24 protein-coding genes are annotated in these 23,570 nt (G+C 68.8%); 8 read left to right on the top strand and 16 right to left on the bottom strand.

All coding sequences use genetic code 11. The features are described 5' to 3' along the window. Nucleotides 1-60 precede the first annotated feature (60 nt). A complete protein-coding gene (locus L6Q21_RS17050; protein WP_237831954.1) occupies nucleotides 61-1,395 on the top strand; it encodes a heavy-metal-associated domain-containing protein in 1,335 nt (444 codons plus the stop codon). Continuing rightward, nucleotides 1,392-2,003 carry an HdaA/DnaA family protein gene (locus L6Q21_RS17045; RefSeq protein WP_237831953.1) on the top strand — a complete coding sequence of 204 codons (612 nt, stop codon included), beginning with the start codon at nucleotides 1,392-1,394 and terminating at the stop codon, nucleotides 2,001-2,003. The genes L6Q21_RS17050 and L6Q21_RS17045 overlap by 4 nt, the downstream gene beginning before the upstream one ends. On the opposite strand, the gene L6Q21_RS17040 is transcribed toward L6Q21_RS17045, so the two are convergent. The 9 genes from L6Q21_RS17040 to L6Q21_RS17000 form a co-directional block, all read right to left on the bottom strand. Continuing rightward, on the bottom strand, nucleotides 1,963-3,186 hold the full coding sequence (locus tag L6Q21_RS17040) for an MFS transporter (protein ID WP_237831989.1): 1,224 nt from the start codon (nucleotides 3,184-3,186) through the stop codon (nucleotides 1,963-1,965). The genes L6Q21_RS17045 and L6Q21_RS17040 overlap by 41 nt on opposite strands. Nucleotides 3,187-3,250: 64 nt before the next feature. Further along, complete coding sequence (locus L6Q21_RS17035) at nucleotides 3,251-3,970, bottom strand: pseudouridine synthase (RefSeq protein ID WP_237831952.1); 720 nt, start codon at nucleotides 3,968-3,970, stop codon at nucleotides 3,251-3,253. A 226-nt stretch (nucleotides 3,971-4,196) separates the two neighbouring features. Then, nucleotides 4,197-4,745: a demethoxyubiquinone hydroxylase family protein gene (locus tag L6Q21_RS17030; protein ID WP_237831951.1), complete on the bottom strand. Its 549-nt coding sequence runs from the start codon at nucleotides 4,743-4,745 to the stop codon at nucleotides 4,197-4,199. Next, nucleotides 4,742-5,221 carry a disulfide bond formation protein B gene (locus L6Q21_RS17025; RefSeq protein WP_237831950.1) on the bottom strand — a complete coding sequence of 160 codons (480 nt, stop codon included), beginning with the start codon at nucleotides 5,219-5,221 and terminating at the stop codon, nucleotides 4,742-4,744. The genes L6Q21_RS17030 and L6Q21_RS17025 overlap by 4 nt, the downstream gene beginning before the upstream one ends. Before the next feature lie 10 nt (nucleotides 5,222-5,231). Next, nucleotides 5,232-6,614, bottom strand: coding sequence for a S41 family peptidase (locus L6Q21_RS17020; protein ID WP_237831949.1), 1,383 nt, complete (start codon nucleotides 6,612-6,614; stop codon nucleotides 5,232-5,234). A gap of 231 nt (nucleotides 6,615-6,845) precedes the next feature. Continuing rightward, nucleotides 6,846-7,262: a 23S rRNA (pseudouridine(1915)-N(3))-methyltransferase RlmH gene (locus L6Q21_RS17015; protein WP_237831988.1), complete on the bottom strand. Its 417-nt coding sequence runs from the start codon at nucleotides 7,260-7,262 to the stop codon at nucleotides 6,846-6,848. 13 nt (nucleotides 7,263-7,275) lie between these two features. Further along, nucleotides 7,276-7,665, bottom strand: coding sequence for a ribosome silencing factor (gene rsfS / locus L6Q21_RS17010; RefSeq protein ID WP_237831948.1), 390 nt, complete (start codon nucleotides 7,663-7,665; stop codon nucleotides 7,276-7,278). Continuing rightward, the gene (locus L6Q21_RS17005) at nucleotides 7,662-8,291 is read right to left on the bottom strand and encodes a nicotinate-nucleotide adenylyltransferase (RefSeq protein ID WP_237831947.1); all 630 of its coding nucleotides are present in this window, start codon (nucleotides 8,289-8,291) and stop codon (nucleotides 7,662-7,664) included. Before L6Q21_RS17005 ends, rsfS begins: the two co-directional genes overlap by 4 nt. Next, a complete protein-coding gene (locus L6Q21_RS17000; RefSeq protein ID WP_237831946.1) occupies nucleotides 8,288-9,559 on the bottom strand; it encodes a glutamate-5-semialdehyde dehydrogenase in 1,272 nt (423 codons plus the stop codon). Before L6Q21_RS17000 ends, L6Q21_RS17005 begins: the two co-directional genes overlap by 4 nt. 126 nt (nucleotides 9,560-9,685) lie before the next feature. Between L6Q21_RS17000 and L6Q21_RS16995 the strand changes: the two genes are divergently transcribed. Next, nucleotides 9,686-10,288: a PEPxxWA-CTERM sorting domain-containing protein gene (locus tag L6Q21_RS16995; RefSeq protein WP_237831945.1), complete on the top strand. Its 603-nt coding sequence runs from the start codon at nucleotides 9,686-9,688 to the stop codon at nucleotides 10,286-10,288. Nucleotides 10,289-10,316: 28 nt separating this feature from the next. Here the strand turns inward: L6Q21_RS16995 and proB are convergent, their stop codons facing one another. The 4 genes from proB to rplU form a co-directional block, all read right to left on the bottom strand. Next, entirely contained in the window at nucleotides 10,317-11,393 is a 1,077-nt protein-coding gene (gene proB / locus L6Q21_RS16990; RefSeq protein WP_336246254.1) for a glutamate 5-kinase, read from the bottom strand. A gap of 103 nt (nucleotides 11,394-11,496) precedes the next feature. Continuing rightward, a complete protein-coding gene (gene obgE / locus L6Q21_RS16985) occupies nucleotides 11,497-12,528 on the bottom strand; it encodes a GTPase ObgE (protein WP_237831943.1) in 1,032 nt (343 codons plus the stop codon). 102 nt (nucleotides 12,529-12,630) lie between these two features. After that, complete coding sequence (gene rpmA, locus L6Q21_RS16980; protein WP_237831942.1) at nucleotides 12,631-12,897, bottom strand: 50S ribosomal protein L27; 267 nt, start codon at nucleotides 12,895-12,897, stop codon at nucleotides 12,631-12,633. A gap of 12 nt (nucleotides 12,898-12,909) precedes the next feature. Continuing rightward, on the bottom strand, nucleotides 12,910-13,206 hold the full coding sequence (gene rplU, locus L6Q21_RS16975) for a 50S ribosomal protein L21 (RefSeq protein ID WP_237831941.1): 297 nt from the start codon (nucleotides 13,204-13,206) through the stop codon (nucleotides 12,910-12,912). A 201-nt stretch (nucleotides 13,207-13,407) separates the two neighbouring features. Here rplU and L6Q21_RS16970 point away from each other — a divergent pair, with 201 nt between their 5' ends. Then, nucleotides 13,408-15,231 (top strand): DUF885 domain-containing protein, encoded by a 1,824-nt coding sequence (locus L6Q21_RS16970; protein WP_237831940.1) that lies wholly within the window; start codon nucleotides 13,408-13,410, stop codon nucleotides 15,229-15,231. A gap of 52 nt (nucleotides 15,232-15,283) precedes the next feature. On the opposite strand, the gene L6Q21_RS16965 is transcribed toward L6Q21_RS16970, so the two are convergent. From L6Q21_RS16965 to L6Q21_RS16955, 3 genes are all read right to left on the bottom strand, one after another. Then, nucleotides 15,284-16,159 (bottom strand): PEPxxWA-CTERM sorting domain-containing protein, encoded by an 876-nt coding sequence (locus tag L6Q21_RS16965; RefSeq protein ID WP_237831939.1) that lies wholly within the window; start codon nucleotides 16,157-16,159, stop codon nucleotides 15,284-15,286. Nucleotides 16,160-16,324: 165 nt separating this feature from the next. Next, on the bottom strand, nucleotides 16,325-17,089 hold the full coding sequence (locus L6Q21_RS16960; protein ID WP_237831938.1) for a hypothetical protein: 765 nt from the start codon (nucleotides 17,087-17,089) through the stop codon (nucleotides 16,325-16,327). Then, nucleotides 17,086-18,693 (bottom strand): lysine--tRNA ligase, encoded by a 1,608-nt coding sequence (locus L6Q21_RS16955; protein WP_237831937.1) that lies wholly within the window; start codon nucleotides 18,691-18,693, stop codon nucleotides 17,086-17,088. The genes L6Q21_RS16960 and L6Q21_RS16955 overlap by 4 nt, the downstream gene beginning before the upstream one ends. On the opposite strand from L6Q21_RS16955, the gene L6Q21_RS16950 reads away from it, so the two are divergent. From L6Q21_RS16950 to L6Q21_RS16935, 4 genes are read left to right on the top strand one after another with little or no spacing between them, the layout of a single operon-like run. Beyond that, on the top strand, nucleotides 18,692-21,418 hold the full coding sequence (locus L6Q21_RS16950; protein WP_237831936.1) for an ATP-dependent DNA helicase: 2,727 nt from the start codon (nucleotides 18,692-18,694) through the stop codon (nucleotides 21,416-21,418). The two genes, L6Q21_RS16955 and L6Q21_RS16950, sit on opposite strands and share 2 nt — an antisense overlap. Next, nucleotides 21,415-21,954, top strand: a complete 540-nt coding sequence (locus tag L6Q21_RS16945; protein ID WP_237831935.1) for a SixA phosphatase family protein — start codon at nucleotides 21,415-21,417, stop codon at nucleotides 21,952-21,954. Before L6Q21_RS16950 ends, L6Q21_RS16945 begins: the two co-directional genes overlap by 4 nt. Before the next feature lie 40 nt (nucleotides 21,955-21,994). Then, nucleotides 21,995-22,801, top strand: coding sequence for an MlaE family ABC transporter permease (locus L6Q21_RS16940; protein WP_237831934.1), 807 nt, complete (start codon nucleotides 21,995-21,997; stop codon nucleotides 22,799-22,801). After that, nucleotides 22,798-23,562 carry an ABC transporter ATP-binding protein gene (locus tag L6Q21_RS16935; RefSeq protein ID WP_237831933.1) on the top strand — a complete coding sequence of 255 codons (765 nt, stop codon included), beginning with the start codon at nucleotides 22,798-22,800 and terminating at the stop codon, nucleotides 23,560-23,562. Before L6Q21_RS16940 ends, L6Q21_RS16935 begins: the two co-directional genes overlap by 4 nt. The last annotated feature ends 8 nt before the right edge of the window (nucleotides 23,563-23,570 follow it).

Here is a 23,570-nt window from a genome sequence, read left to right as displayed (position 1 = left end):
GCCGCGCTCTAACGCCATCCCACTTGGAATCCCAGCCTTCCTGCGCCAAAGGCTTGGGGGATGATCCGCTCTTCAAGCTTCGTTGCTTTCCTGATGGCGCTGGCGCTGGCCGTTCCCGGCCCGGCCACGGCGCAGGGCCTTCGCGCGGCGGACGCCCGGCCCGGCAAGAAGGCCGCAGACCCCGGCACGCCGACCGCCATCGGCGGCAGCGGCGGGCTGGTGATTTCCGGGGTGGATGTGGACGTGGGCGGCAAGAGCCCCGGCGACGCGCGGCTGAACGGCTGGCGCGAGGCGCAGCGGCAGGCCTGGCCGGCGCTCTGGGCGCGGATGTCCGGCCTGGCGCCCGCCACCGCGCCGAAGCTGGCGGACAGCGCGCTCGACGGCATCGTCTCCGCGATCGAGGTGGAGCGCGAGCAGGTGGGGCCGGACCGCTATGTGGCGCGGCTGGCGGTGGTGTTCGACCGGGTGCGCGCCTCTTCCTATCTGGGACGCTACGCCAATCTCGCCTCCTCGCCGCCGTTCCTGGTGATCCCAGTGCTGCAGGACGCCGCCACAAGGCAGGCGCATGAGGAGGGCTCGCCCTGGCTTGCCGCCTGGTCGCGGCTGCGGGCGGGCGAGACGCCCATCGACTATGTGCGGATCCGCCCGACGCCGGGCGACGTGATCCTGCTGAACGCCTGGCAGGCGGAGCGCCGCCACCTGTTCCTGTGGCGCATGCTGATCGACCGCTATCAGGTGGCGGATGTGCTGATCCCGGAACTGGTGATGGACCGCAGCTTTTCCGGCGGGCCGGTTTCCGGCCTGCTGATCGTGCGCTTCGGCCCCGCCGGGCGGGAACTGGGCCGGGTGCGGCTGAGCAACCGCGCCGGCGATGTCGCCGGCCTGACCGACGCCGCCGTGCGCGAGGCGGACAAGCTGTATGTGGCGGCGCTGCGCGCCGGCAACCTGCTGCCCGACCCGAGCCTGATCGAGGAGCAGACGCCGCCGGCCGAGCTGGAGGACACCGGCCCGCAGTTCGACGCCGGGTTCGAGGCGGGCGCCGCCGCGCAGACGCTGAGCGTAAGGGTGCAGACGCCCGACGACGCGACGCTGCAGTCGATCCAGCGCACCGTCGCCGCGACCCCCGGCGTGGTGGGCGTGCGGCTGCAAAGCCTGGTGCTGGGCGGCGAATCGACTCTGGAGATCATCCCCGCCGTTTCGCTGCAGGAACTGCGCTACGCGCTCGACCAGCGCGGCCTTCGGCTGGACGGCACGCAATTGCGCCGCCGCGCCGCCGGCGAAACGCCGCTGGCGCCGGTGGTGCCGGTGGGCGGCGAGGCCGAGATCGAGGAAACCGATGCGCCGCCCCCGGCGCAGGGCGCGCCCAAATCGCTGCTGCCCGGCGGCAAGGGATGACGGCGGCGGACGAGCCCCGGCAGATGGTGCTGCCGCTGCGCTGGAAGGCGGCGCTGGGGCAGAAGGACTTCTACGTCTCGGAGGCCAATCTCGACGCGGTGCAGTTTCTGGACAGCTGGTCCACCTGGCCGCTGCCGGCCGCCATCCTGATCGGCCCGACCGGATCGGGGAAGAGCCATCTGGCCGCCATCTTCGCCCGCCGCGCCAACGCCCGGCTGTGGGACGATGCCGACCGCACCCACAGCGAGGAAGCGCTGTTCCACGCCTGGAACGCCGCCATGGAGGAGCGGCGGCCGCTGCTGATGACGGCGCGTTCCGCCCCGCTCGACTGGAATATCGGCCTTGCCGACCTGCGCAGCCGGCTGGCGGCCACGCCGCGCGTGCAGATCCGCCCGCCGGACGACGCGCTTCTGGAAGCGCTGTTTCAGAAGCTCTGGCGGGACCGGGGGATCGATATCCCGTCCGAAGTCGCGTCCTATGTGCTGACCCGGATCGAGCGGAGCTTCGAAAGCGCCGCCCGCGCGGTGGAGCTGATCGATTCGGCGGCGATGGCGGCGCAGCGGCCGATCACCATCCCGCTGGCGCGGGAGGCGCTGCTCGACCTCTGATCCGCCGGTCGGAGAGAAGCGCCACGCCCCACATCAGCAGGCCGCCGAGCGCGAGGCCGGCGCCGACGAAGCCGCTCGATTCGAAGCCATGGCCAGCCGCCACCGCCATGCCGGCCAGCCACGGCCCCAGCGCATTGGCGAAGTTGAAGGCGCTGTGGTGCAGCGAGGCGGCGAGCGTCTGCGCCTCTCCGGCGACATCCATCAGCCGCGCCTGCAACGGCACGCCGAACGAGCCGGTGAGGCCGATCAGGAAGACGACCGGCGCCATCGTCCAGAGGCTGTGCGCGGCGAAGGGGAAGAGGAACAGCATCAGCGCCGCCAGCGCCAGCATGCCGCCGACGGTGGGCATCAGCGCCTTGTCCGCGCCCCAGCCGGCGACCAGCGTGCCGATCGTCATGCCGAGGCCGAACACCGCCAGCATGGCGGGAATGGCGGAGGGCGGCGCCAGCGTGACCTGGAGGATGGTGGAAGCGAGATAGGTGTAGACGGCGAACAGGCCGCCGAAGCCGATGGCGCCGATGGAGAGCGTCAGCCAGACCCGGCCATTGGCGAGCGCGCCGAGTTCGGTGAGCGGGCTCTGCCCGGCGCGCGCCGGCTGGCTGGGGGCGAAAAGGGCGATCAGCGCCGCCGTCGTCAGCGCGCAGGCGGCGACGATGCCGAAGCCCCAGCGCCAGCCGAACTGCTGGCCGACGGCGTTGGCGAAGGGCACGCCGATGATGGTCGCCAGAGTCAGCCCCAGCATCACCTTCGCCATTGCCTGCGCCCGGCGGTTCGGCGGCACCAAGCTGGCGGCCATCAACGCAGCCACCCCGAAATAGGCGCCGTGCGGCACGCCCGACAGGAAGCGGAACAGCAGCATCGACTGGAAGCCGGAGGCGATGGCCGAAAGCGCATTGCCGGCCGCGAACAGCAGCATCAGCGCGATCAGCAGCCGGCGCCGGTCCATCCGCGCGCCGAGGACGGCCAGCAGCGGCGCGCCGATCACCACGCCGAGCGCGTAGACGCTGATGACATGGCTGGCTTGCGCCTCCGACACGCCGAGATCGGGGGCGAAGAAGGGCAGCAGGCTCATGGTGGCGAATTCGGTGGTGCCGATGGCGAAGCCGCCGAGCGCCAGCGCCGCCAGCACCGGCCAGGCGCGAGGGGCGGAAGTGGAATCGGAAACCGGACTTGATTGGTTCATGTTCGGCCTATGCCCTCTTGTGCGGTGCAGCACCAGCCCGCCAACCTGCGCAGCAGCCATGATTTCAGGGGCATGGGCCGAGGCGCTTGCGCTCCTCCGGCGCCAGCGGCCGGACGGCTCCCTTGGCAAGCGGCCCCAGCGCCACGCCGCCGATCGCCACCCGCACCAGACGCTGCACATTGGCCCCTTGCGCCGCCACCATGCGGCGGACCTGCCGGTTGCGCCCCTCGGTCAGCACCACTTCGATCCAGCTCGATTTCGCGCCCGGCCGCAGCAGGCGGACGGCCGTCGCGCTGAGGCTTTCACCGCCATCCTCCACCGGCTGGCGGAGCGCGGCGATCATCGCTTCGCCGGCGGGCCGGTCCAGCTTCACATGATAGGTTTTGGGAACCATGGAGGCCGGGTTCATCAGATAGTCCGCCCAGCCGCTGTCGTTCGTCAGGAAGATCAGCCCTTCGCTCGCCTTGTCCAGCCGGCCGACCGGCGCGAGGTAGGGCAGGCCTTCGGGCAGGCAGTCGTAGACGGTGCCGCGCGCCTGCGGGTCGCGGCGGGTGGTGACGAGGCCGCGCGGCTTGTTCAGCATCAGGTAGAGAGGGGCCTCGGCCTCCACCTTCCGGCCTTCGACTTCGATATGGGCGCGCGCGATGTCCACGCGCTGGCTGGCGGATGTGGCGCGGCGGCCGTTCACGAAGACGCGGCCGGCCTCGATCAGCGCCAGCGCCTCCGTCCGCGAGCAATGGCCCAGCTTGGAAAGCGCGCGCGGCAGGCTTGCGACCTGCCCCATAAGCGATGGAGGCTCATCAGCCTTTCGGCCGTTCTTGCGCATGGGAATCGTTCCGGCTCCGCCGCGCCGCATTCCGCGGCGGAGACTCTGCCAGCTTGCAATCATGCGAAAACGGCAAGCGGCCGCCGCCCGCAGGTGCCCCGCCCCGGACACCTGAGTTGCGGCGCCCGGGGCTAGAGGCCGGCGATCAGTCTGCCGGCGCGCAGGGCGCGGAACTGCGCCAAGGCTAGATCTTCTCGCTGAGGCGGATCGCCACGCGGCAGCCGGCGCGGACGAGGGCCGACATCAGCGGATAGGCGGGCGCCTGTTCCGCGCCCAGCGCGATGGCGCTTTCGCGATGCTCCACTTCCTCCGCCTGAAATTCGGCGATCACCGCTTCCAGTTCCGGATCGTCTCCGGCAAGCTGGTCGCGCTGCTGCTGGTAGTGGAGGTCGATCTCGGTCTCGACCGCCGCCGTCACCGCCATCGCCGCCTTGGGGCCGATCAGCGCCGAAACCGCGCCCAGCGCGAAGCCGGCGCCATGCCACAGCGGCATCAGCAAGGTGGGGCGCACGCCGCGTTCGACGATCAACTTGTCGAACACTTCCAGATGCCGGTCTTCCTGCGCCGCCATGCGGGCGATCTCGGCGGAAACCGGGCTGCGATTGCCCATCACCGCGCGCTGGCCGGCGTAGATCCGAACGGCGCCGAATTCGCCGGCATGGTCCACGCGGATCATGGAGGCCGTATCGGGCACGGGGTCGCCCGCCAGACGGGGATTGGGTTGTTCGCTCATCGCGCCTTCCGCTTCGCCGTGAAGATCAGCACCGCCGCCGCGCAAAGCGCGGCGCCGGCCGAGATCAGTGCGTTCCATCCTGCCATGGAAAGGCCGAAAAGGCTCCAGGGAATTTGGTCGCAGCGGGTCAGCGGCGCGTTCAGGAACGCGTCCATCATGTCGGCGGTGGACATACCCGAGGCGACCGGCGCGGTGCAGGCGGTGACGCCCTGCCACCATTTCTGCTCCACCCCGGCGTGGAAAAGGCCGAGGCCCGCCGCCGCCAGCATGGCGAGGACCGCGAGCCAGCCCAGCGCGCGGTTGCCGAGCACGAAGGCGAGGCCGGAAAGCGCCAGCACCGCCAGATGCGCGTAGCGCTGCCAGAAGCACATTTCGCACGGCGGCAGGCCGCCCAGATACTGGAAGCCCAGCGCCCCGAGGAGCAGGCTGCCGGAAACCGCGAACAGCAGTAGCGGCGCCTGCCGTGCCCCCGTCATCGCCACTGCCTTACTTCTGCACGGGCGGGATGGCGGACGGTGCAACGGTTGGTGCGGTCGCCACGGGCGCGGCCGCCACGCGGGTGACCGGCTTCGACGGCCCCAGCCGGCTGACCAGCTTCACCGCATAATCCAGCTGGAAGTCGGTGATGCCCTGCTTCTTCAGCTCGTCGGCGGTCAGGGTGAAGCGCGGTTCCGGCTTGCCGTCGTCCTCGATCACCTTGTCGTCCGCCTTCTTCTCGGCGACCAGATGGTTCCGAAGATCGGCTTCGCGCACACGCGGCCGGTCGTTGCGGCTGGGGTCCGAAAGCTGCGGCACTACGATGTCCGGGTCGATCCCGGCTTCCTGCACCGAGCGGCCGGCGGGCGTGTAGTAGCGCGCCGTCGTCAGCCTGAGGCCGCTGTCCGGCGTCAGTGGGATCAGCGTCTGCACCGAGCCTTTGCCGAAGCTCCTCTGGCCCAGCACCAGCGCGCGCTTATGGTCCTGAAGGGCGCCGGCGACGATTTCGGCGGCCGAGGCCGAGCCTTCGTCCACCAGCACGACGATCGGCTTACCTGCGGCGAGGTCGTCGGCGCGGGCATAGTAGCGCTCGATGTCGTCCTTGCTGCGGCCGCGCTGGGAGACGATCTCGCCGCGCTCCAGGAAGGTGTCCGACACTTCGATCGCCTGATCGAGCAGGCCGCCGGGGTTGGAGCGCAGGTCGATCACGAAGCCGGCGAGGTCCGGGCCGATCTTCTTCGTCAGTTCGGTGACGGCCTGGCGAGTCGCTTCGCCCGTCTGCCGGTTGAAGGCGGCGATGCGGATCACGCCGACATTGCCCTTCGCTTCCCAGCGGACCGGGCGCATGCGGATGATCTCGCGCGTGAGGTTGAAGCTGAGCGGCTTCGGCTCGCCGGGGCGGACGACCGTCAGCTTGATCGTGGTGCCGGGCTTGCCGCGCATCCTGTCCACCGCGTCGTTGAGCGTGGAGCCGACGATCAACTGGTCGTCGATATGGGTGATGAAGTCGCCCGACTTGATTCCGGCGCGCGCGGCGGGCGTCTCGTCGGTCGGCGCCACGACGCGCACGGCGCCGTCCTCCGACGAGACGGTGAGGCCGAGGCCGCCATATTCCCCGTCGGTCTGGGTGCGCATATTCTCGGAATCGCGGGCGTCGAGATAGGAGGAGTGCGGGTCGAGGCTGGCGAGCATGCCGTTGATGGCGCCCTCGATCAGCTTCTTGTCGTCCACCTGGTCGACATAGGTTTCGCGCACCTTCAGGAACACGTCCATCAGCGTGTCCAGCTCGCGCCATGTCTCGTTGCCGCGCGCCGCCGTCACCGCGGTCGGCAGCGTGATGGCGAGCAGGGCCCCGGCGGAGCCCGCAAGCAGCGTGTGGACGATCGGCTTCATCGCGCAACCCTTTTCCCGAAATGGCCCCCCTTCCCTCCTGGACGAGTCGCCATCTGGCTGATTTTTAATATTAGCAGGTTGAACGGGGCGTGAAAGAGTGGCGGACGGGTTTGAATTGGTCCTGACCGCTCGTCACCCCGGGCTTGACCCGGGGTCCAGCTCGCGACCTCCACCGTTCCGCCACGTCAAAAGCTGGACCCCGGGTCAAGCCCGGGGTGACGGGATTGGGTTTCAGTCCCGGTGATAGGGGTGGCCGACCAGGATCGACCAGGCACGGTAAAGCTGTTCGGCCAGCATGGCGCGAGCCAGCAGATGCGGCCAGGTCGCCGGGCCGAGCGCGAGGCAGAGGTCAGCGGCCGCGCGCGTTTCCGCCGAATGCCCGTCCGCCGGGCCGATGAGGAAGCGGGTTTCGCGCACCCCCTCATCCCGCCAGTGCCCCAGCTTCGCGGCGAAGGCCTGGCTGGAAAGCGCCGTGCCGCGCTCGTCCAGCACCACCGTGCGGCTGCCGGCCGGAGCCGGGGGAAAGCTGGCGCTGTCCGACAGTTCGCTGAGCGTTGCGTCCCATGGGATGCGCGCCAGATAGCGCGCGGTCAGCTCCGCCTCGGGGCCGCGTCCGGCCTTGCCGTAAGCCAGGATCGAAAGCCTCAGGGCCTTGGAACCCTCAGGGCCGGGCGTCAGGCGCGCGGACGGGGGAGCCGTCGGCGTCGAAGGCCCACATCTTCTCCAGCCCGTAGAACTGCCGCACTTCCGGGCGGAACAGGTGCACGATCACATCATGGGCGTCGATCAGCACCCAGTCGGCCGACGCCAGCCCCTCCACACGAATGTTGAGCTTCAGCTGCTGCTTCACTTCCGCTTCGATCCGCTGCGCCAGCGCCGCCACCTGCCGCGTGGAGCGGCCGGACGCGATCACCATATGGTCGGCGATCGCGCTCTTCCCGGCGAGCGGGATGGAGACGACATCCTCCGCCTGCCCGTCCTCCAGGCATTTGAGGATGATCTTGTGGAGCGCTTCCACATGCTGTTCGGCGTCCAGATTGCTGGCGTTCAAGCGGTCTGTTCCTGTCGTTCGAGGAGCGGGTCCTGTTCGAGGATGTCATCTGCCCAGCCGGGTTCTTCCCGGCGGATGGCCGTGGCCGAGCGACTGTCCAGCCCGAAGTCCACGGTCGCGATTCCCGGCAGTTGCCAATCCTTCCATCCGGCCGCGGATTTGTGGCGATAGCGCCGGAACCAGCCCATGGCCGGGGCGGACTGGCTGGGGCCAACATAATGCGGACGCGCCATCACCACAATCGGAACCGTGCGGGCGATCACCCTCCAGTCGGCCCAGCGGTGAAATTGCAACAGGTTGTCGGAGCCCATCAGCCACAGGAACCTCACCTGCGGAAAGCGGTGGCGAAGCGCCTGCAGCGTGTCCACCGTCAGCTGCGTGCCCAGTTCCGCCTCGATCGCGGTGGGGCGGATTCGCGGGTGGCGGGCGACCAGCCGCGCCGAGGCGAGGCGGGCGGCGAGCGGCGCCATTCCGGCGACCGGCTTCAGCGGATTCTGCGGGCTGACCAGCCACCAGACCTCGTCCAGCCCCAGCCGTTCGAGCGCGGCGAGGCTCATCTTGCGATGCCCGCCATGCGCCGGGTTGAACGAGCCGCCGAGAAGCCCGACCGAGAAGCCCTTCCTCAAACGGGGCGGACCTGACCGCTGCCCAGCACCAGCGTCTTGTAGGTGGTCAGCCCCTCCAGCGCCACCGGGCCACGGGCGTGCAGGCGGCCGGTGGCGATGCCGATTTCCGCGCCGAAGCCGAATTCGCCGCCGTCGGCGAACTGGGTGGAGGCGTTCCACATCAGGATCGCCGAATCGACGGCGGCGAGGAAGCGCTGCGCCACCGCTTCGTCCGCCGTCACGATGGCGTCGGTGTGGTGGCTGCCGTGCGCGGCGATATGGGCGATGGCGCCCTGCACGCCCTCCACTTCCGCCGCGGCGGCGATGGGTTCCAGATATTCCGTGCCCCAATCCTCGGGCGTCGCCGCTTTCAGGCGCGGGTCGAGCGGCAGCAGGGCTTCGTCGGCGCGCAGTTCGCAGCCGGCCTCCAGAAGCGCCGCCAGCAATTCCGCCTTCGGGCCATAGGCGCGGTCGATCAGCAGGGTTTCCATCGCGCCGCAGACCCCGGTCCGCCTGAGCTTGGCGTTGAGCACGATTTCGCGCGCCATCGCCGGATCGGCGGCGGCGTCGACATAGACATGGTTGTTGCCGTCCAGATGGGCGAGCACCGGCACGCGCGCTTCCGCCTGCACCCGGGCTACGAGGCCCTTGCCGCCGCGCGGGATGATCACGTCGATCAGCCCCGCCGCCGCCAGCATGGCGCCGACCAGTTCGCGGTCGGGCGTGTCGACGAGCTGGATGGAATCTTCCGGGAGCCCCTCGGCCTTCAACCCCTCCACCAGCGCGGCGTGGATCGCCTTTGCCGAGGCCAGCGCCTCCCGCCCGGTGCGCAGGATGGCGGCGTTCCCGGCCATCACGCAGAGCATGCCGGCATCCGCCGTGACATTGGGGCGGCTTTCATAAATGATCCCGATCACCCCCAGCGGCACGCGCACGCGGCGGAAGAGAAGGCCGTTCGGCCGGCTCCATTCGCGGATGGTCTCGCCCACCGGATCGGGCAGCGCCGCCAGTTCGTCGAGCGCGGCGGCGATCCCCTCGATGCGCGCCGGGGTCAGCAGCAGGCGGTCGCGCAAGGCCGGCGACAGGTCGGCCGCGGCGGCCATGTCGGCCTGGTTGGCGGCCTCGATCGCCGTCGCCTGCGCCCGGATTGCGGCGGCAGCGGCGCGCACGGCGGCAGCCTTGGCGGCCGTCGGCGCGGAGGCCAGCAGCCGTTGCGCGGCGCGGGCGCGGGCGCCCATTCTTGCCATGGTTTCGGTGGGGCCGGCGGGTTGTTCTGCGGTCATCGTCATGCCGTTGCTATAGGGTGACGGCCCACTCCGGGCAAAGAGGGTATAGGGATTTGTCGCGGCATCTGCTATTAACCGCGCGGCGGCGGTCGTTGTCGAGGGTTTGTTTGCCGCAACAGGGAGGGAAATATGCGTGCCATTATCGGGCCGTTGGCGGCTGCTTTTGCCTTTACCGTCGCGGCACCCGCGTCGGCGCTTTATGTGCCGGGTTGGGAAAAGATCGATCCGGTGGTTTTCACGGGAGTCCTGGATGAAACATGGGGGGAAAAAGGCACCTCCTTCTTCACCTCCTCCCCGGGCCTCTATCGCCTCAGCTGGAAGTTTGACCGACCGTTGGAGGTGAATGCCGACGGGGAAATCGAAAGCATTGGCATATTCTATCGCTGGGGCTGGGTTTACGACGATTATGAGGGCGGTGAATGGACCTGGGGAATCAGCGAAATATTCGACTATTATATCGATACCCCCTCTTCAGGCCATAGCTTCATCGAGATACCCAAGCCGGAAATATACAACCATGATGAAGAGGGTCATTGGCAGACCGTCTATTGGCACTTCCTCGACGGTTTCGGCATCTATTCGAACAATGAACTGGTGTCGCCGCTCGGCTTCCGTATCACTCTGGCGCAGGTGCCGGAGCCGGCGAGCTGGGCGATGATGATCATCGGCTTCGGGCTGGTCGGGCTGACCGCGCGGCGGCGGGCGGACAGGCGGATGCCCGCTTCCGCCTGAACCTTCGAAGCGCCATGGACGGGGTGCGTCAAAGCATCACCATCTGATCGCGGTGGACGACGGCGCTGCGCGGCGCATAGCCCAGCGTTTCGGCAATCGCCGTCGTCTGCTTGCCGGCGATTGCGCGGGCATCGGCCGCGTCATAGCCGATGAGGCCGCGCGCCACCGGGTGCCCGGCCTCGTCCAGCACGTCCACCGCATCGCCCCGGCGGAACTGGCCTTCGATGCCGGTGATCCCGGCCGCCAGCAGGCTTTTCCCCGATTTCAGCGCCTTCACCGCGCCTTCGTCGACCGTCAGCCGGCCTTCCACCTGCATCCGTCCGGCAAGCCAGGCCTTGCGCGCCGTCAGCGCGTCCGGCGCGGTGAAGATGGTGCCATGGCCGGTTTCATCGAAGCGGGCCAGCGGATGCTCCGGCTTTCCCGCCACGATGGCCACGGGGATGCCGGCGGCATGGGCGATGCGCGCCGCCTCCACCTTCGCCTGCATCCCGCCCGAGCCCATGCCGGACGAGGAGGCGCGGCTGGCCATATGCGCGACCGCCGCGATGTCGGGCACGGTGGGGATGAATTGGGCGGCCGGGTCCTCCGCCGGGTTGGCGGTGTAGAGGCCGTCTATGTCCGACAGCAGGATGAGGGCGTCGGCGCGGGCGGCCTGCGCCGCGCGGGCGGCGAGGCGGTCATTGTCCCCGAAGCGGATTTCCTCGGTTGCGACCGAATCATTCTCGTTGAGGATCGGGAGAACGCCCAGGCTCAGCAGCCGGTCGAGCGTGGCGGAGACGTTCAGGAAGCGCCGCCGGTCCTCGAAATCGCCCAGCGTCAGCAGCATCTGCGCGGCGGTGATGCCGTGCGCGCCCAGCAGTTCCGCCCAGAGGCCGGCGAGCAGGATCTGGCCGGTGGCGGCGGCGGCCTGCGCGTCTTCCAGCGTGCCGCGCCCGCCCTTCGCCAGATTAAGCCGCCGGCTGCCGAGCGCGATGGCGCCGGAAGAGACGAGAATGATCTTCTGCCCCGCCCGGTGGCGCCCGGCGAGATCGGCGACCAGCGTTTCCAGCCATGGCCGGCGGACATGCCCGTCGGCTTCGATGAGAAGGGAGGAACCGACCTTCACGGTCAACCGGGCGCTGTTGGCAAAGGCTTCTGTTCGGGGATGGGGCACGGCGTTGCCCTACATCGCGCTCCGGCGGATGGCGAGTGCGAAAGCGGCAAGGCCGCTACAGCGGCGACCAGCCGGTTTGCTTGTCGGCGGCGTTTTCGCCCGGGCGCATCTCGGCCAGCACGGCGGCCAGAACCGCTTCCATGCCCTCGCCCGTCATCGCCGAGGCGACCAGCGGCGGCAGGCCGGTGCGGCGCTCGATGGCGCGGCTGACGGCGGCGATCTTCTGCGGGGTGGCGGTGTCGCACTTCGAAAGCACGACGATCTCCACCTTGTCCTCCAGACCGGCGCCATAGGCTTCCAGTTCGCCGCGCACGATGTCGTAGCCGGCGGTCGGCGCTTCGCCGCCCGCGTCCACCAGATGCAGCAGCAGCCGGCAGCGTTCGATATGCCCCAGGAAGCGGTCGCCGATTCCGGCGCCATCGGCCGCGCCGGCGATCAGGCCGGGAATGTCGGCCATCACGAACTCGCGGTTACGGAACGACACCACCCCCAGCTGCGGCTTCAGCGTGGTGAAGGCATAGGCGCCCACCTTGGCGCTGGCGTTGGTGACGGCGTTCAGGAAGCTGGACTTGCCGGCGTTCGGCAACCCCACCAGCCCCACGTCGGCCAGCAGCTTCAGCCTGAGCCAGACGGACATCTCCTGCCCCGGAAAGCCCTTCTGGAACTGGCGCGGGGCGCGGTTGGTGGAGGATTTGTAATGGGCATTGCCCTTGCCGCCGTCGCCGCCCTTCAGGAACAGCACCCGCTGCCCGGCCTCGGTCAGGTCGGCCAGCAGCGTGCGCTCCTCGTCGTCGGCCAGCACCTGGGTGCCGACCGGCACCTGGATGACGAGCGGTTGGCCTTGCGCGCCGTGCCGATCCGAGCCCATGCCGCCGGCGCCGCGCTGGGCGCGGAAATGCTGCGTGTAGCGGAAGTCGATCAGGGTGTTGAGGCCGGGGACGGCTTCGAAGAAAATGTCCCCGCCCTTGCCGCCGTCGCCGCCGTTGGGCCCGCCATATTCGATGAACTTCTCGCGCCGGAAACTGACGCAGCCGTCCCCGCCCCAGCCGGACTTCAGATGGATCTTGGCCTGATCGAGGAACATCATGGTGGAAAAGATCCCGGAACTGGTGGCGGTTCTCTATGCCCTGAAACGCAAAAGGGGCCGGGCAGGCCCGACCCCTTTCACAATTCGTGGCTATCGGGCGCCTTACTCGGCGGCTTCCGCCAGACGGACGGAGACATATTTCCGGCCCTGCTTGCCGTCGTGGAATTCCACGCGGCCGTCGGCGGTGGCGAACAGCGTGTGGTCGCGGCCGAGGCCGACGTTCACGCCCGGATAGAAGCGGGTGCCGCGCTGGCGGACGATGATGTTGCCGGCGATGGCTTCCTGCCCGCCGAACAGCTTCACGCCGAGGCGCTTCGCGTTCGAATCGCGGCCGTTACGCGACGAGCCGCCTGCCTTCTTATGTGCCATTTGAGGGGCTCCTTACGCGATCGAGAGAATCTTCAGCACCGTCTGGTGCTGGCGATGGCCGTTCTTGCGGCGATAGTTGTGGCGGCGCTTCTTCTTGAAGATGATCACCTTGTCGCCCTTGTTGTGGGCGACGATCTCGGCGGTCACCTTGATCTTCGCGGCATCCTTCAGCTCGCCGCCGTCGGCGACGAGCAGAACGTCGCCCAGCGTGATCTGCGATCCCGCTTCGCCGTCCAGCTTCTCGACCGTGATCTGGTCGTCGGCTGCGACCCGATACTGCTTGCCGCCCGTGCGCACCACCGCGAACATCTGGAAATCCTTACCTCAAGATAGCAAACGCGGCCAACCCGAAGGTGCCGCGGAAAGCGCGCGACATATGGGGAAGGGGGCCGTTTGTCAACCGAGTCGGGCGGGAGAACCCTGCTTCTATTTCCACTTTATGACGGCGGCGGGCAGGATTATCCAGTCTGGCAGAGAGGGGCCCCTCAATCGACAAAGGCTGACCAATATATGCTGAAGACTCTTCTGGCGGGCGTTGCCCTCGCCGCAATCGCCCTGCCCTTCCCGGCCGCCGCGCAGGTGAAGGATGCCCCGGCCGCGGTGATCGCCGTGGACACGCCATCCGCCAATCTGCAACGGCTGTTCCTGGAAAGCGACGAAGCCGGTCTGAAGCGCAACCCGCTCTATGCGCTGTTCCGCGGCGACATGCGCTACGCCGACCAGTTCGGCGACTATGTGAGCGACGTCTATATCGCGGCCGAGAAAGCGGCGGCGGAAGCCGATCTGGCGGCGCTGGCGCGGATCGACCGCGCGAAGCTGAGCCCGGACGAACAGATCAGCTACGATGTGTTCAAATGGCAGCGCACGTCGGACCTGAAAGGCTATGAGCCGGCGATCCTGAAGGCCTCCACTCTGCGGCCGATCGACCATTTCACCGGCCTGCACCAGTTCGTGCCCGACATCTTCTCGGGCCAGTCCGCCGCACCGTTCAAGACGGTGAAGGATTATGAGGACAATCTGAAGCGGCTGGACGGCTTCGCGGTCACGCTGGACGGCGTGCTGGCGCGGATGCAGCAGGGCGTCGCCGCCGGCGTGGTGCAGCCGAAGCTGGTGTCCGAGCGGGTGCTCGACCAGCTGAACCGGCATGTGGAGGGCGGGATCGACAAGATGCCGCTGATGATGCCGGTGCAGAATTTCCCGGACAGCATTCCGGCGGCGGAGCAGCAGCGGCTGCGCGCCGCCTATGCCGCGAAGCTGAAGGATGTGGTGATGCCGAGCTACGCGGCGCTGCGCGACTATACCCGCGACACCTATCTTTCCGCCTCGCGCGGGAACGACAGGCCGGGGCTGCTGTCGATGCCGGGCGGGCCCGAGCTTTACCGCCATCTGGTCGCCGTGCAGACCACCACCGACATGACGCCGGAGGAAATCCACCAGCTGGGCCTCACCGAAGTGAAGCGAATCCACGCCGAGATGGACAGGGTGATGAAGCAGGTAGGCTTCAAGGGGGATCGGAAGGCTTTCTTCGAATATCTGCGCACCGATCCGAAGTTCAAGGCGCAGAGCCGCGAGGCGCTGACGCAGGGCTATTACGATATCGGCAAGAAGGTGGATGTGGCGCTGCCCAAGCTCTTCTCCACCATGCCGAAGACACCGCTGGAGATCCGCCCCTATCCGCCGTTCCTGGAAAAGGATTCGGCCGGCGGTTCCTACATGCCGGGCGCACCGGACGGGTCGCGGCCGGGCATCTTCTATTTCAACGCCTACGACCTGCCCAGCCGCACCACGCCGGGGATGGAGACGCTCTATCTGCACGAAGGCGCGCCGGGCCACCATTTCCAGATTGCGCTGGCGCAGGAGAATGCGGCGCTGCCCAGCTTCCAGCGCTTCGGCGGCAACACCGCCTATGCCGAGGGCTGGGGGCTTTACGCCGAAAGCCTCGGCAAGGAACTGGGGATGTTCACCGACCCCTATCAATATTTCGGCCGGCTGGACGACGAGATGCTGCGCGCCATGCGGCTGGTGGTGGACACCGGCCTGCACTACAAGGGCTGGAGCCGGCAGCAGGCGATCGACTATATGCTGGCCAACTCGTCGCAAGGGCAGACGGATGTGGTGAACGAGGTGGACCGCTATGTCGCCATGCCGGCGCAGGCGCTGGCCTATAAGGTGGGCGACTTGCGCATCCAGGGCGCCCGCAAGCGCGCGGAAAAGGCGCTGGGCAAGGATTTCGACATCCGCAAATTCCACGAGCAGGTGCTGATGTCGGGCGCCCTGCCGCTGGAAGTGCTGGACGCCAAGATCGACCGCTGGATCGCCGCCGGCGGCAAATAAGCGGGAAAGGGCGGGGGGCAGGCCCCCCGCCCTTCAGGCCCCCTGCCCTTCCTTAGGCCGCGACGGAGCGGCGGCGGCGCACGGCGGCGCCCACGGCGCCGAAGCCCAGGATGAACATCGCCCAGGTGGCGGGTTCCGGCACGCCGCCCGGCACGATCGGCGGCGGGGCCTTTTCGAAGCCCAGCAGGTCGCCCGAGACCGAGCCGATTTCGCCCTCGCCGGCAAAGATCGACAGCGTCGCCGTGTTCAGCGAGTCGATCTCGACGGAGCCGCCGTAGATGCCGGGCTGCAGCAGCAGGTTGAAGGCGACATAGACCTCGTAATATTTGTTGGTCTCGAGGTTCAGATAGTCGCCCATCTCGAAGCTGAAGCTCTCGGAGAAATCGAGGCCGTTGTCCTGCCAGCTGATGAATTCCCGGCTGTTGTAGAGGGCGTTGCCCTTCTGGCTGCCCACGACCGTCCAGTCGCTCCAGGTGGCGCCGGTGCCGGCTTCGTAGACAGCGAAATAGGCGTCCACGCCGATGAAGCGGCTGTTGTTGGGATATTCGCCCATTTCATATTGCTGGCTGTTGATCCAGCCGTCGAAGTTCACGAAGAAGCCCACGGCTTCGTCGGAGCTGCCGGTGTAGCGGATGGTGTCGCCATAGATGGCGGTGGCGATCAGGAAGTTGCTCTGCGGAATGTCAGAGCTGACATAGGTCTTGATGGTGCCATCGGCCATGGACACATGCGATTCCAGCCGGGTCGCGCCATCGTTGAACGTCTGCGAGCCGGACGTCTGGTTATTGAGGGAAAGCCCGTCGACCATTTCACCCTGGCCATATTGCAGCACCGGGCGGATGAAATAGCTGGCGTTGGCCGCGGTCGCGGCGCTGAGCATGGTGGCGGCACCCAGCAGCATCGCTGTGGCGCGCATATAGTTCGTCATCGATTTGCCCCCTGTAACGGCATTCCTCTCCCGCCGCGTCGCGCCGGGAAGGGCCGCACCATGCGGGCCCTCATTCAGCAAAGCGGGCGATTTCCCGGAAAGGGTTCAGCGCCGGACCGGGCTTTGGGGGAAAAAAGGAGGTTAACGCCGCGACTTGCCTGTCCTTCAGCGCAGCGCGCCCAATGGCCCCAGCTTCGCGGCGAGCGTTCGCGCGGCCTTCACGTCCCCGCGCGCCAGCGGCACCAGCAGGGCGCGGGCATTTTGTTGCAGCAGCCGGTCGAAACCGTCGCGCGCGGGGGCCCTGGCGGCGCGGGCGAGCAGCGCCTCGGCGCGGGCGGCATTGCCGGCCGACAGGTGCAGCAGCGTCGTCGCGTAGAAAACCGGAACGGCCGGGTCTCCCGCGGGGCCGGCGGCGGCCTTTTCGAAATAGCGGATGGCTTCCGCCTCTTTCGCGCCCAGCGCCGTGCCGGCGAGGAACCTGCCCAGCGTCGCCACCGCCTCGCCATGCCAGCCGCCCATGGCGGCGAGCGCCAGCGAGTCGTCCGGGCGCTTCGCCAGAACCGCCTCGAAATCGCGCCGCGCCTGTTTCGCGAGGCCGGGGGACCTGTTCAGCTTGGCGATATAGCCGGTGATGAGGCCGCGCTGGAACAGGGCGTCGAGGTTGCCGGGGCTGCGCTTCAGAACGGTTTCGAGATCGGCCCGCGCCGCGTCGAGAAGAGCCTGCGCCCGCGCCTTGTCCGTCGTCTGCCAGCCGGCTTGCGTGGAAGCGGCCCGGGCGGCCAGGATCAGCGCCGCGTCCGTGCCTTCCTTCCGGCCGGCGGTGGCGGCCTCGGCGAACTTGCCGACGGCGAAAGCCTCCACCGCGGTCGCGGCGGCAAGCGGAGCGGCGCCGGCCAGCGCGAAGGCCAGAAGCGCCGCCCGCCAGATCATCCGGCGTCCAGCGCCGAGGCGATCAGCGCCCGGCTGTTCGCCACGCCATACAGCGCGAAGAAGGTGCCCATGCGCGGGCCTTGCGAAGAGCCCAGCAGGATTTCGTAAAGCGCCTGGAACCAGCCCCGGAGCGGTTCGAACTGGTGGCGCTTGCCGATTTCATAGACCTCGTTCTGGATCTCCTCGGCGCTGGCGGCCGGGTTGGCGGCGAGCCAGGCCTCCAGTTCGCCGAGCGCCGCCTTTTCCCGCGCGTCCGGCGCGCGGCGCTTCAGCGTGGGGGCGACATGGTCCTGATGGTAGCCGATGGCGGCGTCGATCATCGCCTTCAGCCGCGGATCGCCTTCGGGATCGCATCCCGGCGCGTAGCGCTTCAGGAAATCGCCCAGCATCCGCGCGTCGCTGGCGCCCGAGACGGCGACGAGGTTCAGGAGCAGCGCGAAATTGACCGGCGGCTGATAGGCGGGCGGCGGGCCACCGTGCACATGGAAGCTGGGGTTGCCCAGCCGCTCCCTGGCGCTCTGCCCCGGCCAGGCGGCGGCGAACTGGAAATATTCGTCCATCGCCTTGGGCACCACGCCCAGATACAGCTTCTTCGCGGCACGCGGGCTTTGGAACATGTAGAAGGCGAGGCTTTCCGGCGGGGCGTAGCGCAGCCATTCCTCGATCGTCAGGCCATTGCCTTTCGTCTTCGAGATCTTGGCGCCATTCTCGTCCAGGAACAGCTCATAGTTGAAGCCCTCGGGCGGCTTGGCGCCGAGGATGCGGGCGATCTTCGAGGAGAGCGCCACCGAATCGATCAGGTCCTTCCCCGCCATTTCATAATCGACGCCTAGCGCCACCCAGCGCATCGCCCAGTCCACCTTCCATTGCAGCTTGCAATGGCCGCCGGTGACGGGAACGGTGACGGTCTCGCCGCTCTCCGGGTCTGTGTAGCTGACGGTGCCGGCGGCGGCATCGCGCGCGGTGATCGGCACCTGCAGCACCTTGCCCGTGCTCGGCGAGACGGGGAGGAAGGGCGAATAGGTCGCCTGCCGCTCGGCGCCGAGCGTCGGCAGCATGACGGCCATGATCTCGTCATACTTCGCCAGCACCTTCAGCAGCGTCGCGTCGAAGCGGCCCGACTTGTAGCATTGCGTCGACGACAGGAATTCATAGTCGAAGCCGAAGCTGTCGAGGAAGGCGCGCAGGCGGGCGTTGTTGTGGGCGCCGAAGCTGTCGTGCGTGCCGAAGGGGTCTGGCACCACCGTCAGCGGCAGGTCGAGCGCGGCCTTCAACAGTTCCTGATTGGGGAGGTGCGGGGGGACTTTCCGCATCCCGTCCATGTCGTCGCTGAAGGCGATGAGGTGGGTGGGCACGCCCGGTTGCAGCAACTCGAAGGCGCGGCGCACCATGGTGGTGCGGACCACTTCGCCGAAGGTGCCGATGTGCGGCAGGCCGGACGGACCATAGCCGGTTTCGAACAGCACGCCTTTTTCCGGATAGCCGTCCTTGTAGCGGGCGATCAGCTTGCGCGCTTCCTCGAACGGCCAGGCCTTGCTGGCGGCGGCTTCGTCGCGCAGGGCTTGCAAATCTGGGGGCGAAAGGCTTTCGAGTCCGGTGAACATGCACGCCTCTTTGCCAATTCCCGCGCTAGTCGCAAGCCATGCGGGCATCTGGCGGGCGGATGCGCAGGGGATTTCCGGCGCCATTTCCCGCAACGAGGCGGTTCGCCGGCTGGCCGACACCCCGCACCTGCTGCTGAACGCCCCGCAACTGGCCGCGCGGCTGGGACTGGCGGAGGCCAGCGGCATGGACCTGCTGGAGCTTTGGGCCTTCGTGCAGCCGGCGCGATTCCTGGTGCCGTCCGCCGGCGGATTGGCCGAAGCGCTGGGGGTGGAGGCGCCCGGCCATGGCGGGGCGGAAGCAGCCTTCCTGCAACAGGCCGCCGCTCGCTTGCTGGAACAGGCCGGCACCCGCGACTGGTGGGCGAAAGCGGGCGCGGCGGACAGCCTCGACCGGCTGCACCGCAAGGGCTGGCTGTGGGCGGATGCGCTTGGGGAAAGGGTGGGCGGCGGGCGCGCGCCTTCCCTGTTCGAGGCGCTGCCGGAATGGACGGACGCCCCGCCCCGCCCGGCGCCGACGCTGATGCGCTTCGGCGAGACGGAGGTGTTGCAGACGCTTTCCGGTCTGGCCGGCAGCCGCCGCGAGCCGCGCGAGGGGCAGAAGGCCTTCGCCGTCGCCGCGCTGACCGCCTTCCAGCCGCGCGAAAGCCGGGACGGGCCCAATCTGGTGGTGGCGGAGGCCGGCACCGGAATCGGCAAGACGCTGGGCTATCTGGCGCCCGCCAGCCTCTATGCGGTGGAGACGGGCGGCGCCGTCTGGCTTTCCACCTTCACCCGCGCCTTGCAGCGGCAGTTGAAGGCGGAAGCGGCGCGCAGCCTGCCGGCGCTGGTGCAGGCGGGGCTGGTGGTGGTGCGCAAGGGGCGGGAGAATTACCTCTGCCTGCTCAATCTGGAGGATGCGCTGCAAGGCGCCTTCGCCGGGCGGCCGGCCATCTTCGCCGAACTGGCGGCGCGCTGGGCGCGTTTTTCCGCCGACGGCGACATGGTGGGCGGCGACCTGCCCGGCTGGCTGCCGGGGCTGTTTCGGCGCGGCTCCGCGCTGCCGGCGCTGACCGACCGGCGCGGCGAGTGCATCCGCGCCGCCTGCCCGCATTTTCGCCGCTGCTTCATCGAACGCTCGGTGCGCGAAGGGGCGAAAGCCAGCCTCGTCATCGCCAACCATGCGCTGGTGATGGCGAATGCGGTGCGGGCGCGGGCTGAGGGGCAGGGCATGGGGCGGATCGTCTTCGACGAAGGCCATCATCTGCACGCGGCGGCCGACAGCGCCTTTTCCATCGCGCTGACCGGCGGCGAGGCGATCGAGCTTCGCCGCTGGCTGCTGGGGCCGGACCGGCCGAGCCGCGGCGCCGGCCTGCGGCGCGGGCTGGCGGCCCTGCTGATGGACGTGACGAGCTACGACGGCCCCGGCGGCACAGCGCTGGAGGAGGTGCTGGACGCCGCCACTTTGCTGCCGTCGGCCGAATGGCTGTCCCGCGTGGGGGCGGGCGAGCCGGAGGGGCCGATCGAGGGGCTGGTCGCCGCCATCCGCACGCATGTGCTGACGCACGCCGCCGACGAGGAGCGCGGTTTCTCGCTGGAAACAGCGGTGACCGCGCTGCCGCCCGGCCTGCCGGAAGCGGCGGATGCGGCGTCGGCGGCGCTGTCGCGCATGGCCCGCGCCATGCTGACGCTGAAATCCCGCCTGCTGGAAATCGCCGAGGAGCGGCCCGAGTGGCTGGACCAGCCCGGTATAGCCCGGCTGGGCGCCGCCGCCGAGGGGCTGCAATTGCGGCTGGACCAGTTGGGCGCCTGGCAAAGGTTGCTGGCGCGGCTGGGCGGCGAGGCGGAGGCCGACTTCGTCGACTGGTTCGCATTGGTGCGGGCCGAGGGGCGGGAAATCGACTGCGGCATCCTGCGCCACTGGCTGGACCCGCTGAAGCCACTGGCCGGCGCGGTGCTGACTCCGGCGCAAGGGGTGCTGGTGACTTCGGCGACGCTGGGCGAGCCGCCGGAAGCGGCGGCGGGCGCCGCGCATCTGGCGGTGCAACCGCATGTATTCCGGGTGAAAAGCCCCTTCGACTATGCCCGGCAGGCGCGGGTGTGGATCGCAACCGATGTCGACCGGCGGGACATGGCTTCGCTCGCCCATGCCTACGCCACGCTGATCGAGGCGGCCGGCGGCGGCACGCTGGGGCTGTTCACCGCCATTGCCCGGCTGCGCGCCGTCCACGCCCGGCTGACCGACCGCATGGCCCGCGCCGGCCTGCCGCTTTTCGCCCAGCATGTGGACGCGGTGGACACCGGCACGCTGGTGGACCTGTTCCGCGCCGACCCGAAAGCCACGCTGTTCGGGACCGACGCGCTGCGCGACGGGGTGGACGTGCCCGGCGATTCGCTTCGGCTGCTGCTGTTCGAAGGCGTGCCCTGGTCGCGGCCCACCATCCTCCATTCCGCGCGGCGGGCGGCGCTGGGCGGCTCCGCCTATGAGGACATGCTGGTGAAGCACCGGCTGGCGCAGGCCTTCGGCCGGCTGATCCGTTCCAGTCAGGATCGCGGCGGCTTCGTGCTGCTGGGGCCATCGGTGCCGTCGCGGCTGCTGGGCGCCTTTCCGCCCGACGTGCCGGTGAGGCGCGCGCCGCTCGCCGAAGTGGCGGCCGAACTCTCGGCCTTTCTGGCACCAAGGGATTGCGCCGTCGGGGAGCCGCCCCTAGGACAGGTCGACATCAGGGGAGCGGCCGCCGATCCATGAAGACCTTGAGCCTTCTGCGACATGCGAAATCGAGCTGGGACGATCCCGTGGAGCGGGATTTCGACCGGCCGCTGAACGGCCGGGGCCACCGCGCCGCCCGCCGCATGGGGGAATGGCTGCGCGACAGCGGGCTGCATTTCGACCGGGTGGTCGCCTCTCCCGCCTTGCGCATCCGGCAGACGATCGAGGGCGTGGAAACGGGACTGGGCGGCAGGCTGAAGCCCGATTTCGACAAGCGCATCTACATGGCCTCCGCGGCGTCCTTGTTCGACCTCGTCCGCGAGACGCCCGGCGAAGTGGAGCATCTGCTGCTGATCGGCCATAATCCGGGGCTGGAGGATCTGCTGCTGCTGGCGACCGAAGGCGACGGATCGGCGCTGCGCGGCGAGGCGGAAACGAAATATCCGACCGCCACCTACGCCCGCATCGCCCTGCCCGTTTCCGGATGGGAAGGGGTGGAGGAGCGGATCGCCGGCCGGATCGAGGCCTTCATCCGCCCCCGCGATCTCGACAGCGCCCTGGGGCCGGACGACTGACACCCTTGCCCTTCCCCCCCGGACGTCGCTAGGCAGCGCCATGGCCCTTGCCGAAACCTTTCTGAAACCGCTGATATGGCCCCTGATATGGGTGGGCGCGCGTGTGCTGGGGGCGCTGGCCGCCGTCGGCCGGCTGGCGCTGTTCGCCTTGCAGGCCCTTCGCGCCGTGGTCAGCCCGCCCTGGTATCCCGCCCGCCTCATCGAGCAGATGGCGCTGATCGGCTGGTTCTCGCTTCCGGTCGTCGGGCTGACGGCCTTGTTCACAGGCGCGGCGCTGGCGCAGCAGATCTATGTCGGCGGCCAGCGCTTCTCCGCTGAATCGACGGTGCCCGCCGTCACGGTGATCGCCATCGTCCGGGAACTCGGCCCGGTGCTGGCCGGGCTGATGGTGGCGGGGCGCGTTTCCTCGGCGATGGCCGCCGAGCTTGCCACCATGCGGGTGACCGAGCAACTGGACGCCATGGTGACGCTGCGCACCGATCCCTGGCGCTACCTGATCGCGCCGCGCATGCTGGCCTCGACGCTGATGCTGCCCTTCCTGGTGCTGGTCGCCAACATCATCGGCATATTAGGCGGCTATGCGCTGGCCGTCTATCGGCTGGGCTTCAACCCGGCCAGCTATCTTTCCACCACGCGCCGCTATCTGGAAACGGACGACATCGTCTCCAGCCTCGTGAAGGCGGCCGTGTTCGGCTTCGTGATCGCGCTGGCCGGCTGCTACCATGGCTTCCGCTCCTCGGGCGGGGCGGCCGGGGTCGGCCGGGCGACGACCGACGCGGTGGTGACGGCCTTCATCCTGATCCTGCTGTTCAACCTGACCATCACCGTGCTGGTGTTCGGATCATGAGCGGCGGAATCGAAATCCGCGGGCTGAAAAAGGCGTTCGGCCCCAAGCTGGTGCTGGACGGGGTGGAGCTTTCCGTGGCGCGCGGGGAGAGCCTCGTCATCATCGGCGGCTCGGGCTCGGGCAAGTCGGTGCTGCTGAAGTGCATCCTCGGCCTCATCCGCCCCGACGAAGGCTCGATCCGGCTGGACGGGCAGGAGCTTGTCGGCCTGAAGGGGCGGGGGCTGGAGGCGACGCGGGCGCGTTTCGGCATGTTGTTCCAGGGCGGCGCGCTGTTCGACAGCCTGCCCGTGTGGCGGAACATCACCTTCGCGCTGACGCAGGGGAAGCTGGGGGGCGGCGCGGCCATGCACCAGTTGGCTGTAGACGTGCTGGCGAAGGTGGGGCTGGAGCCGCGCGTCGCCGATCTGCGCCCGGCCGAGCTTTCGGGCGGCATGCAAAAGCGCGTGGCGCTGGCCCGGGCGATCGCCGCCAACCCGGAAATCCTCTTCTTCGACGAGCCGACGACCGGGCTCGACCCCATTCGCGCCGATGTCATCAACGCCCTCATCCGCTCGCAGGTGACGGCGCTGGGGGCGACCGCCATCACCATCACCCACGACATGGCCTCGGCCCGCCACATCGCCGACCGGGTGGCGATGCTGCACGGCGGCCGGATCATCTGGGAAGGGCCGGTTGCCGCCCTCGACTCCAGCGAAAACCCCTATGTGGACCAGTTCGTCCACGGCCGGCGCGAAGGGCCGATCACGGCCCGCACCGCCTGATCCACCTG

The organism is Sandaracinobacteroides sayramensis, assembly GCF_022014495.1.
In the GTDB taxonomy this organism is placed as follows: Bacteria; Pseudomonadota; Alphaproteobacteria; order Sphingomonadales; family Sphingomonadaceae; genus Sandaracinobacteroides; species Sandaracinobacteroides sayramense.
The sequence above is the reverse complement of the archived record's forward strand: the minus strand, read 5'-3'. Positions and strand labels throughout refer to the sequence as shown.

What these genes read in the sequence shown, in the direction of transcription:
- L6Q21_RS17050 (WP_237831954.1), top strand. Translation starts at nt 61, where the DNA reads ATGATCCGCTCTTCAAGCTTCGTTGCTTTCCTGATGGCGCTGGCGCTG.
- L6Q21_RS17045 (WP_237831953.1), top strand. Translation starts at nt 1,392, where the DNA reads ATGACGGCGGCGGACGAGCCCCGGCAGATGGTGCTGCCGCTGCGCTGG.
- L6Q21_RS17040 (WP_237831989.1), bottom strand. Translation starts at nt 3,186, where the DNA reads ATGAACCAATCAAGTCCGGTTTCCGATTCCACTTCCGCCCCTCGCGCC.
- L6Q21_RS17035 (WP_237831952.1), bottom strand. Translation starts at nt 3,970, where the DNA reads ATGGGGCAGGTCGCAAGCCTGCCGCGCGCGCTTTCCAAGCTGGGCCAT.
- L6Q21_RS17030 (WP_237831951.1), bottom strand. Translation starts at nt 4,745, where the DNA reads ATGAGCGAACAACCCAATCCCCGTCTGGCGGGCGACCCCGTGCCCGAT.
- L6Q21_RS17025 (WP_237831950.1), bottom strand. Translation starts at nt 5,221, where the DNA reads ATGACGGGGGCACGGCAGGCGCCGCTACTGCTGTTCGCGGTTTCCGGC.
- L6Q21_RS17020 (WP_237831949.1), bottom strand. Translation starts at nt 6,614, where the DNA reads ATGAAGCCGATCGTCCACACGCTGCTTGCGGGCTCCGCCGGGGCCCTG.
- L6Q21_RS17000 (WP_237831946.1), bottom strand. Translation starts at nt 9,559, where the DNA reads ATGACGATGACCGCAGAACAACCCGCCGGCCCCACCGAAACCATGGCA.
- L6Q21_RS16995 (WP_237831945.1), top strand. Translation starts at nt 9,686, where the DNA reads ATGCGTGCCATTATCGGGCCGTTGGCGGCTGCTTTTGCCTTTACCGTC.
- obgE (WP_237831943.1), bottom strand. Translation starts at nt 12,528, where the DNA reads ATGATGTTCCTCGATCAGGCCAAGATCCATCTGAAGTCCGGCTGGGGC.
- rpmA (WP_237831942.1), bottom strand. Translation starts at nt 12,897, where the DNA reads ATGGCACATAAGAAGGCAGGCGGCTCGTCGCGTAACGGCCGCGATTCG.
- rplU (WP_237831941.1), bottom strand. Translation starts at nt 13,206, where the DNA reads ATGTTCGCGGTGGTGCGCACGGGCGGCAAGCAGTATCGGGTCGCAGCC.
- L6Q21_RS16970 (WP_237831940.1), top strand. Translation starts at nt 13,408, where the DNA reads ATGCTGAAGACTCTTCTGGCGGGCGTTGCCCTCGCCGCAATCGCCCTG.
- L6Q21_RS16965 (WP_237831939.1), bottom strand. Translation starts at nt 16,159, where the DNA reads ATGACGAACTATATGCGCGCCACAGCGATGCTGCTGGGTGCCGCCACC.
- L6Q21_RS16960 (WP_237831938.1), bottom strand. Translation starts at nt 17,089, where the DNA reads ATGATCTGGCGGGCGGCGCTTCTGGCCTTCGCGCTGGCCGGCGCCGCT.
- L6Q21_RS16950 (WP_237831936.1), top strand. Translation starts at nt 18,692, where the DNA reads ATGCACGCCTCTTTGCCAATTCCCGCGCTAGTCGCAAGCCATGCGGGC.
- L6Q21_RS16955 (WP_237831937.1), bottom strand. Translation starts at nt 18,693, where the DNA reads ATGTTCACCGGACTCGAAAGCCTTTCGCCCCCAGATTTGCAAGCCCTG.
- L6Q21_RS16945 (WP_237831935.1), top strand. Translation starts at nt 21,415, where the DNA reads ATGAAGACCTTGAGCCTTCTGCGACATGCGAAATCGAGCTGGGACGAT.
- L6Q21_RS16940 (WP_237831934.1), top strand. Translation starts at nt 21,995, where the DNA reads ATGGCCCTTGCCGAAACCTTTCTGAAACCGCTGATATGGCCCCTGATA.
- L6Q21_RS16935 (WP_237831933.1), top strand. Translation starts at nt 22,798, where the DNA reads ATGAGCGGCGGAATCGAAATCCGCGGGCTGAAAAAGGCGTTCGGCCCC.